6 protein-coding genes and 1 pseudogene are annotated in these 7,615 nt (G+C 40.5%); 3 read left to right on the forward strand and 4 right to left on the reverse strand.

Going from position 1 to position 7,615, the window contains the following annotated elements:
- The coding region (locus QZ565_RS06945; protein WP_295527428.1) for a DNA polymerase III subunit alpha at window positions 1-2,402 on the reverse strand (2,402 nt) is incomplete at its 3' end.
- A 289-nt stretch (window positions 2,403-2,691) separates the two neighbouring features.
- On the opposite strand from QZ565_RS06945, the gene QZ565_RS06950 reads away from it, so the two are divergent.
- The 3 genes and pseudogenes from QZ565_RS06950 to QZ565_RS06955 all read left to right on the forward strand — a co-directional run bounded on the left by QZ565_RS06950 (window position 2,692) and on the right by QZ565_RS06955 (window position 5,913).
- Entirely contained in the window at window positions 2,692-4,974 is a 2,283-nt protein-coding gene (locus QZ565_RS06950; RefSeq protein WP_295527431.1) for a Xaa-Pro dipeptidyl-peptidase, read from the forward strand.
- Window positions 4,975-5,130: 156 nt separating this feature from the next.
- A pseudogene (locus QZ565_RS09305) lies at window positions 5,131-5,446 on the forward strand (Xaa-Pro dipeptidyl-peptidase); the annotation flags it as partial.
- On the forward strand, window positions 5,443-5,913 hold the full coding sequence (locus tag QZ565_RS06955) for an arginine repressor (protein WP_295527434.1): 471 nt from the start codon (window positions 5,443-5,445) through the stop codon (window positions 5,911-5,913). The pseudogene QZ565_RS09305 and the gene QZ565_RS06955, both read left to right, overlap by 4 nt.
- A gap of 43 nt (window positions 5,914-5,956) precedes the next feature.
- On the opposite strand, the gene QZ565_RS06960 is transcribed toward QZ565_RS06955, so the two are convergent.
- The 3 genes from QZ565_RS06960 to QZ565_RS06970 form a co-directional block, all read right to left on the reverse strand.
- Window positions 5,957-6,115 carry a hypothetical protein gene (locus QZ565_RS06960; protein ID WP_295527437.1) on the reverse strand — a complete coding sequence of 53 codons (159 nt, stop codon included), beginning with the start codon at window positions 6,113-6,115 and terminating at the stop codon, window positions 5,957-5,959.
- A 9-nt stretch (window positions 6,116-6,124) separates the two neighbouring features.
- Entirely contained in the window at window positions 6,125-7,435 is a 1,311-nt protein-coding gene (obgE, locus tag QZ565_RS06965; protein WP_000061641.1) for a GTPase ObgE, read from the reverse strand.
- A 63-nt stretch (window positions 7,436-7,498) separates the two neighbouring features.
- The coding region (locus QZ565_RS06970; RefSeq protein ID WP_295527448.1) for a DUF4044 domain-containing protein at window positions 7,499-7,615 on the reverse strand (117 nt) is incomplete at its 5' end.

Raw genomic sequence — 7,615 nt, forward strand, 5'->3', positions numbered from 1 at the left:
AAAAGACCAACTTTTACCAAAGGTTCTAGCAGAGGAAGTTTCAGATAATTCTCAGGTAATTTAGCTATAAAATCTTCAATGTTCGAATAGGGTCTATTTTCAATAATCCAAAGCGCCAAATCCTTGCTGACTCCCTTAATCGATTTCAAACCTAGATAGATGGATCTGTTCGCAATTTTATCGTGATAGGGAATGGTATTGATGGACAGAAGCGCTACTTCAAATCCTGCTTCTAGGGCATCTGTTAAGTAATCACTGTTGGCAGAATTCAACATGACCTGATAAAAGATGGCTGGATAATGCGTTTTGAAATAAGCCAACTGGAAGGCCAAGGCTGAGTAGGCATAGGCGTGAGATCGGTTAAACCCATAACCTGCAAACTTCTCCATGACATCAAAGACCTGCTCTGCCTTTTCCGCAGTATGACCTGCTTTTAATGCTCCCTGAATAAAGGAAGCCCTCATCTCATGCATGGCAGAGGCATCCTTTTTACCCATAGCTCGTCGCAAAATGTCGGCCTTCCCAAGACTAAATCCAGCAAAACGCTGAGCAACCTGCATAACCTGCTCCTGATAGAGCATAATGCCATAGGTTGGAGCCAAAATATCCTCCAGTACTGGATCTAGAACAGTCACTTCTTCCTGCCCATGCTTTCTTGCCACAAAATTATTGATATAGTCACTAGCACCTGGTCTATTTAGAGAAGTAGTCGCTACGACATCTTCAAAACAGACTGGTTGTACACGCTTAAGCAGCCGAATGGCACCAGGTTGCTCAAATTGAAAGATACCTTTTGTATTGCCAGAGGCAAATAAAGCTAACGTTTCTTTGTCTTCCAAATCAATCTCGTTGATAGCTATCTTAACACCTTCTGTTTCAGCAAGCAATTCTTGCATCTTCTGGACAAAAGTCAAATTTCGCAGTCCCAGAAAGTCCATTTTCAAAAGCCCACTAGCTTCAACTCCATGAGCATCATACTGAGTCAGTGGAATTTCATCGCCGTGCTTTAGAGGAATGTAGTTGGTCAAGTCTTGGTCACTAATCACAACACCAGCTGCATGAACAGAGGTTTGTCTTGGATACCCCTCAATCTTGCAGGCAATTTCAAAGGCTTTTTGGTATTCTAACTTACTATTGATTTGCTGACGAAACTGGAGATTGCCCTCATAGGCTGACTTTAGATTATCTCGAAAATTGATTTTCTTGGTAATTGCGGACAATTCATACTCTGGCACACCAAAGCGCTTCAAGACATCACGTAAAGCTTGCTTGGCCCCAAAGGTAGAAAAAGTAACGATCTGAGCCGCATGTTTACTGCCATATTTATTGCCAACATATCTGATAAAATCTGGACGATAAATATCAGGGATATCAATATCAATATCAGGCATAGTATAGCGTTCACGATTAAGGAAACGTTCAAAAATCAGATTTTTCTCCACTGGGTCAATCCCTGTGATGTCCAAGGCATAGGAAACCAAGCTCCCAACCGCAGAACCCCGTCCCATTCCCATATAATAGCCATTCGAACGTCCAAAACGCAACAAATCCCAAACGACCAAGAAATAATCATCAAAGCCCATATCATGAATAACAGCTAATTCTTGGTCTAGACGGTCTTGATATTCTTTACTAGACAATCCCTTCTGAGCAAGCCCCAATTCAGCACGCTCTCTCAACTCTTCTACGGCTGGTCTAGATGGGTTAAAACGAGGCAGTTTCAGACTAGTATCCAAGTCATAAGAAATACCTGAAATAAGATTTTCTAAATTGTCCAAGGCTTGCGGAAAACGTTCTTGGAATAGTTTCTCTAAAGAACTTGCCGATATAAAGACATCTTGTCGTGAACGCAAGGGAACTTCTCTAAGTGGTAGATTTTCTTTAATCGCAGTTAATACTTGCAGAACTTCTCTATCCCTGCTTTCAAAAGAATTGACCCGATACAGTGGCAAAATAGGATGATGAAATTCGCTTGCCAGTGTTTCTGGGTAAACCCCAATATAGTAATCACAGCCTAGATTTAACGACTCCAGTCCATCAAAATAAGGAACAACGACCGCAATATCCTCTAGGTACTGAGATAAAACCGCCCAATTTTTCTCCCCCTGCATCTTGGCTGTTGAGAGTTTCATCAGCTGCTGATAGCCCACACTAGATAGAGCTAAAAAGCGCAAATTCACTTCTTGAGCATCCACAAATACAGTCATTTCAAGCCCTAATAAAGGATGAATGCCATATTTTTTTGTAACCTCTAGAAAGTCAAAAGCACCATAAAGATTATCAATATCCATTATAGCCAGATGAGTGTAGCCGAATTCTTTAGCTACTCTCACATACTTGGTGATTGAAATGACACTCTCCATAAAACTATAGACTGTTTTTGTATCTAGTTGTGCGATCAATTTACACTTCTCCTCTATCCTTCTCACTATATTATACCATTTTCTTTAAATTTCTATTACTATTACTGATGCTTTAATATCTAATAGCTCAAATCATAGTTAATTAGACAATCTTTGCCTGATTTCCAACAGTACCACTAATATTTTTGTATTTAATCTTATCATTTCACATGTTTATTTTATAAATACTTATTTTTATTTATTATAGTTTCTATTAATTTTTATAGTATCTTTTCTCTATATTTTTTGATATAATAACTTTAATATATTTCATAAGTAGGAGGCTTTTATGCGTTTTAATCAATTTAGCTATTTAGCGCTACCTAGAGATAGAATTATCTTTGAATTAAAAAAGTATGGGTTTGATTTACAAGTCAACATTACAAATAAAAAAATGCTCGAAGCGTTTCTTATTCGTTTCTTTTTTAATTATAAAGATAGCGCCTATCCTCTATCCAGTTTGGCAGTTGATAAAGAAACTGACTTACTGACTTTTTTTCAGTCAGACAAAGAGTTGACTGCGGATATTTTCTACACTGTAGCCTTTCAACTTTTAGGCTTTTCTTATTTTGTTGACTTCGAAGACAGTGAAGTTTTTCGTAAAGAGACTGGATTTCCCATTGTATATGGTGACTTGATTGAAAATCTCTATCAGTTACTCAATACTCGCACCAAGAAGGGGAACACTCTTATCGACCAGCTTGTTAGTGATGGTCTTATTCCGGAGGATAATGACTACCACTACTTTAACGGCAAGAGTTTGGCTACTTTTTCTAGTCATGATGTCATTCGAGAAGTCGTTTACGTTGAGTCTCGTGTCGATACTGTCCAAAAAGGGCTACCAGACTTAGTCAAGGTCAGCATTATTCGTCCTCATTATGATGGACAAATCCCTGCTATCATGACAGCTAGTCCCTACCATCAGGGAACAAATGACAAGGCGAGCGACAAGGCTCTCTACAAGATGGAGAGTGACCTTGAGGTCAAACCTGCTCACAAGATTGAGCTAGAAGAACCACAACTAAATCTCGTCCAACCTCAAGGCCAAGCTGAGCTTGTGTCAGAAGCTGAGGAAAAGCTAAGTCACATCAACTCCAGCTATACACTCAACGACTACTTCCTTCCACGAGGTTTTGCTAATCTCTATGTCTCAGGTGTTGGTACTAAAGACTCCACAGGTTTCATGACTAATGGGGACTACCAGCAAATCGAGGCTTATAAAAATGTCATCGATTGGCTAAATGGTCGTTGCCGTGCCTTTACCGACCACACGCGCCAGCGTCAGGTCAAGGCTGACTGGTCAAATGGAAAAGTAGCCACAACTGGACTTTCCTATCTAGGTACCATGTCCAATGGTCTTGCGTCTACAGGAGTCGATGGTTTAGAGATTATCATTGCCGAGGCCGGCATTTCTTCATGGTACAACTACTACCGTGAAAACGGTCTGGTAACTAGCCCAGGAGGTTATCCAGGTGAGGACTTTGACTCCCTTGCTGAGTTAACCTATTCTCGTAATCTCTTGGCTGGCGACTATATCCGTGGCAATGAAGCTCACCAAGATGACTTGGAAAAAGTAAAAGAGCAACTGGATCGCAAATCTGGCGACTACAATCAGTTTTGGCATAACCGCAACTATCTGCTCAATGCTGATAAAGTAAAGGCAGAGGTTGTCTTTACCCACGGTTCTCAGGATTGGAATGTCAAACCACTCCATGTTTACCAGATGTTTCATGCTCTCCCTAATCATATCAACAAGCACCTCTTTTTCCATAATGGCGCTCATGTGTACATGAACAACTGGCAGTCCATTGACTTCCGTGAGTCCATGAATGGCTTATTGACTAAGAAATTACTGGGACAGGAAACGGATTACCAACTTCCTACTGTCATCTGGCAGGATAATACAACACCTCAGTCTTGGTTATCGCTTGATAACTTCGGTGGGCAAGAAAACTTTGAAACCTTCGCACTTGGTCAAGAAGAGCAAGTTATTGAAAACCAGTACTCAGATGAGGATTTTGAGCGTTATGGTAAGACCTACCAGACCTTCAATACAGAACTCTATCAAGGGAAAGCCAATCAGATTACTATTGACCTTCCTGTGACTAAAGATCTTCACTTAAACGGTCGAACTCAACTCAATCTTCGTATCAAATCTAGTACAAACAAGGGCTTGTTATCAGCCCAACTGCTAGAACTTGGTCAAAAGAAATACCTACAACCCTATCCAGCTGTTTTAAGTGCTAGAACCATTGACAACGGTCGCTACCACATGTTGGAAAATCTCTGTGAATTACCATTTCGTGAAAATGCGCAACGAGTCGTGACAAAAGGCTATCTCAATTTACAAAATAGAAATGGTTTACTGTTGGTAGAGGATATTACTGCAGATGAATGGATGGATATCCAGTTTGAACTGCAACCAACTATTTACAAGCTAAAAGAAGGAGATACTCTTCGTTTAGTTCTCTATACTACTGACTTTGAAATCACCATACGTGACAATACCGCTTACCAGCTGACTGTCGATCTTGAACAGTCTAGTCTTATCCTACCTTGTCAAAAGGTATAATATCAGACTTTCAATATGGAACTATTTCCATTTGAACTGTTAAACTACACATAAACTTGGTATCAAATTCAATCCTAATCTAGACCTATGACATGTCTAAAACTGGATCTTGGACAAAAGATACTAAGACCCTAACCAACATGTGCAATCACTTATAATACTCGCTACCAGACCACATGTTGGATAATCTCTGTGAATTGCCATTTGGCATAAATTCACAACAAGTCGTGACAAAAGGCTAACCTAATTGAGTGATTTACTGTTAGTAGAGGACACCAATGTAAATAAACGGATAGAGAGCCAATTCATCTCCACCCAACTAGTGACAAGTGAAAAGAGGGAGATTCTCTCCGTTTAGTCCTATACTACTGACTTTGAAATCATCATACGTGACAATACCGCTTACCACCCGACTGACAATCTCGTTCAGTCCACGTTTTCTATATCTAGTACAAGGAGTAACATTTTATGAATAAATCTGAACACCGACACCAACTCATACGAGCTCTTGTAACGAAAAACAAGATTCATACTCAAGCTGAGCTACAAGCTCTTCTTGCCGATAATGATATTAAAGTTACACAAGCTACACTTTCGAGAGATATTAAAAGTATGAACCTTTCAAAAGTACGAGAAGAAGACAACTCTTACTACGTGCTCAATGCTGGTTCAACCTCAAAATGGGAAAAACGTCTCGAAATTTACATGGAAGATGCTCTTGTCTTGATGCGTCCGGTTCAACACCAAGTCCTACTAAAAACCCTTCCTGGGCTTGCTCAATCCTTTGGTTCTATCATTGATGCTTTGAGCTTCCCTGACGCTATCGCTACCCTCTGTGGCGATGATGTCTGTCTAGTCATCTGTGAAGATACGGAAGCTGCCCAAAATTGTTTTGAAGAACTGAAAAAATTCGCCCCTCCATTTTTCTTTGAAGAATAACAAAATTCCGTGTCTGATGAGGCACGGAATTTTGTTATATTCTTTACTGAGATGGATTTTCTTTTTTAGTTCGTGCCAATCTTAGGGCACGATTTTGATTGAGACGATTAAATAGTTCTTCCAATTTCTTTTCATTCCAAAGGTCTGCGGCGGAAACGAAATTCCCATCCGCATCTCGGAAAGATATCGGTTTATCTCCCATACCAGTCTCCTAATCTACAAATTCAAACTCAAATTTACCAATTCGGACCAAATCACCATCTTTAGCTCCACGCGCACGAAGGGCTTCATCAACCCCCATACCACGAAGCTGGCGAGCAAATTTCATGACCGATTCGTCACGATCAAAGTTGGTCATATTAAAGAGTTTCATGAGTTTTTCACCAGAAAGTACCCATGTCGCATCGTCATCACGACTAATTTCAAAGGCTTTTTCTTCCTCGTCAAATCCATAATAAGCTTCTTCTTCCATATCTGACTCGTCGTAGAGCAAGAATTCTGGTGTCTTGTCTAACAATTCAGCTGTAGCATCCAAGAGCGTTGCCAGACCTTGCTTGGTCAAACCAGAAATTGGGAAGATAGCTGGTAACTCTTCAAATTCATCGTAGTTTTCAGCTAATTTCTTCTTGAAATCTTCAAGATTTTCCTGACTTTCAGGCATATCCATCTTATTGGCTACAATAATCTGTGGACGCTCCATGAGACGAAGATTGTATGACTCCAGCTCTTTATTGATAGCAAGATAATCCTCATAAGGATCACGTCCTTCGCTAGCTGACATATCAATAATATGAAGGATGACACGGGTACGCTCAATGTGACGGAGGAACTGAGTTCCCAAACCGACACCCTGACTAGCGCCTTCAATCAAACCTGGCAGATCGGCTACTGCAAAGGATTCACCTGATTGGGTACGAACCATACCTAGATTTGGCACAATGGTCGTAAAGTGGTAGGCACCAATTTTAGGTTTAGCAGATGTGATAACACTTAAAAGTGTTGATTTCCCTACAGATGGGAAACCTACTAAACCAACATCTGCCAAGATTTTTAGTTCCAATTGTAACTCACGTTCCTGACCTGGTTCTCCATTTTCAGAGATTTCAGGTGCAGGATTTTTTGGTGTCGCAAAGCGGATGTTTCCACGTCCACCACGACCGCCGTGGGCTACAATAAATTCTTGACCGTGTTCAATCAAATCTGTCAAGACCTTGCCTGTCTCAGCATCACGCACAGTCGTACCTTGTGGCACTCGAACTCTAAGGTCCTCAGCTCCACGACCATGCATCCCTTTGGTCATTCCTTTTTCACCAGAATCAGCCTTGAAATGACGGTTATAGCGGAAATCCATGAGGGTACGTAGTCCTTCATCTACAACGAAAACTACATTTCCTCCACGACCACCGTCACCACCCCAAGGACCGCCATTAGGGACATATTTTTCACGGCGAAAGGCTACCATACCATCGCCACCATTACCAGCCTTGACCTTAATCTTGGCTGTATCTAAAAACATACTCATTTTTTCTTCTCACTTTAAAAAAGGGCTGGGAAATCCCAGTCACAAAATTTTCTTAAATCTATTTTATAGATTACTAAGGGCACCAATTGCAGTTGCAAAAATTCCCAATAAACTTGCTACTAGCATGATAATCACGATAAACAAGGTTAATTTTTCAAACATAGTTTTTTTACGATTTCC

The sequence above is a fragment of the uncultured Streptococcus sp. genome (genome assembly GCF_915066115.1).
In the GTDB taxonomy this organism is placed as follows: Bacteria; Bacillota; Bacilli; order Lactobacillales; family Streptococcaceae; genus Streptococcus.